Origin of the sequence: Peribacillus sp. NPDC058002 (genome assembly GCF_042886655.1) — a bacterium.
Lineage (GTDB): Bacteria > Bacillota > Bacilli > Bacillales > DSM-1321 > Peribacillus > Peribacillus aracenensis.
Window position 1 is genome coordinate 1 of record NZ_JBHVQU010000424.1, and the last position, 2,135, is coordinate 2,135.

The window sequence follows — 2,135 nt, forward strand, 5'->3', positions numbered from 1 at the left end:
GTGTTGATTTATCGTTCCATGAATGGACGCTCAGGGGTACGGATGGGCGGAGGCGGCTGGGATGTGAATATGCTTCAAACAGCAATAGAAGGCGGAAGCTTTATCATTCCTTACGGTGCTGGCGGTCCAGCTCAGTGGTTCGGACTCTTTGCAACGCGACATATGCATGAAACCGGGCTGACCCAGGAACATCTAGGGCATGTATGTTTAGCTTTTTACGAACATGCTCAAAGGAATCCTAAAGCATATTTCCATGGTAAACCACTAACGATGGAGGAATATCTTAAAACGCCATATTTAAGCTATCCATTTAAAAAACATGATTTCTGCCTGGAATCCGATGAAGCAAATGCAATCATTGTCACTTCAGCAGAACGTGCTGAAGGATGCAAGTCCAGGCCGGTATACATCATGGGTCTATCTGCTAGGCAGTGTGTGTCCCATGCACATTATTGGAATGATTTAACGGAAGTGGCTGCAGACTATGTAGCGCCTGAAGTATATAAAATGGCTGGAGTTAGACCTGAAGATATCGACGTTGCATCCATATATGACTGTTATAGCTGGGTTGTTCTTCGGCAGTTGGAGGCTTATGGATTTGCTCCGCGTGGAGAGGTCGGTAATTTTGTAGCCGAAGGAAACCTGCGGATCGGTGGGAAATTACCTTCGAATACCGCAGGAGGAATGCTATCGGAAGGATATACACATGGAATGAATAACGTTTTGGAAATCGTCCGTCAAGTTCGCCACGAATACAAAGGAACCGATCGTCAAGTGGAAAATTGTGAAATCGGAATCTGTACTGGCTGGGCTGGACCTGATGTGGCGGGTGCCATGATTTTAAGAAATTAGGAGGGAACAAAATGGAATACCAAAAACCTATTCCGCTAAAAACACAGGATAATAGTCCATATTGGGATGGCGCAGATCGTCATGAACTGATTCTTCAAAAATGCAATTGCTGTCATCAATATTCCCATCCTCCTGGTCCGAGCTGTGCAAAATGTGGCAGTTCTGAACTTAGCTGGGAAAGCCAAGGCAGCGATATTAACGGTAAAGTCTATTCATATATCGTTTCCTACCGACCCTTTTTACCTGGATTCCAGGATGATTTACCACTAGTGATTGCCATAGTCGAATTAGATATGTTGCCCCAGGTCAAGTTAATCGGAAATATTCTGCATTGTTCACCAGAAGAGATTGAAATGGGTATGCCAGTAAAGATGGTTTGGAAGGATATTACGGATGATCGGTCAATACCGCAATGGATTCAGGTATAGAAGTGTAATTTGCAAGCATTAAAGGAGGAAAGTAATCTATGGATTTTTCGTTTACAACCAAAGAGGAAGAATTCCGTCTTGAATTGAGAGCGTGGCTTGAAGAAAATTTACCTGAAGGTTGGCTTGAAGGAACCAGTAATGTTTCTAAAGATGAAGGTGAGTATGCCGTTTTCCTGAGGAATTGGCAAAGGAAATTATATGAAGGCGGCTGGGCAGCGATTGCTTGGCCAAAAAAATACGGCGGTCGTGAAGCGACGTTGATGGAGGAAATAGTTTATCAACAGGAAATGGTTAGAGTAAAGGCTCCGGCACTTGTGAATTATGTAGGCATCCATATGGTGGGACCCACTCTTATGCAGATTGGAACGGACGAGCAAAAAGCAAAATATATCCAAAATATTCTTACAGGAGAGGAAGTATGGTGTCAAGGATATTCCGAACCGAATGCTGGGTCTGATTTATCTGCCATCCAAACTAGCGCCGTAAAGGACGGAGATCGGTGGATCATTAATGGTCAGAAGGTTTGGACTAGCTTTGGCCACTTAGCTGATCGATGCTTTTTATTGGCCAGGACGAATCGTTTCGATAAAAAGCATAAAGGGATAACGGTATTCCTTTTGGATATGAATCAGCCGGGGGTGGAAACTAGGCCCATCATTCAAATGGATGGTCAGCATGATTTTAATGAAGTCTATTTGAATGATGCGATTGCATACGATGCTGAAATAGTTGGGGAAGTGGATGAAGGCTGGAAGGTTACGATTGCATTGCTTATGCATGAAAGAACGGGAATCGGAGCGCAAGTTTTTACATTGGAGCAACAATTTAAGGAACTTGTAGCCTTAGCCAAAGAAT

General features: G+C 43.6%; 3 protein-coding genes. All 3 read left to right on the forward strand.

All coding sequences use genetic code 11. The features are described from left to right. A partial coding sequence (locus ACFVSH_RS25870) for a thiolase C-terminal domain-containing protein (RefSeq protein ID WP_387708639.1) occupies positions 1-852 on the forward strand: 852 nt, incomplete at its 5' end. An 11-nt stretch (positions 853-863) separates the two neighbouring features. Continuing rightward, positions 864-1,280 (forward strand): Zn-ribbon domain-containing OB-fold protein, encoded by a 417-nt coding sequence (locus tag ACFVSH_RS25875; protein ID WP_342615716.1) that lies wholly within the window; start codon positions 864-866, stop codon positions 1,278-1,280. Between the two features lie 38 nt (positions 1,281-1,318). After that, positions 1,319-2,135, forward strand: an 817-nt coding sequence (locus ACFVSH_RS25880; RefSeq protein WP_387708641.1) for an acyl-CoA dehydrogenase family protein, incomplete at its 3' end; no start/stop codon positions are given.

Coding starts and splice junctions, on each gene's coding strand:
- ACFVSH_RS25875 (WP_342615716.1), top strand. CDS start 864: ATGGAATACCAAAAACCTATTCCGCTAAAAACACAGGATAATAGTCCA.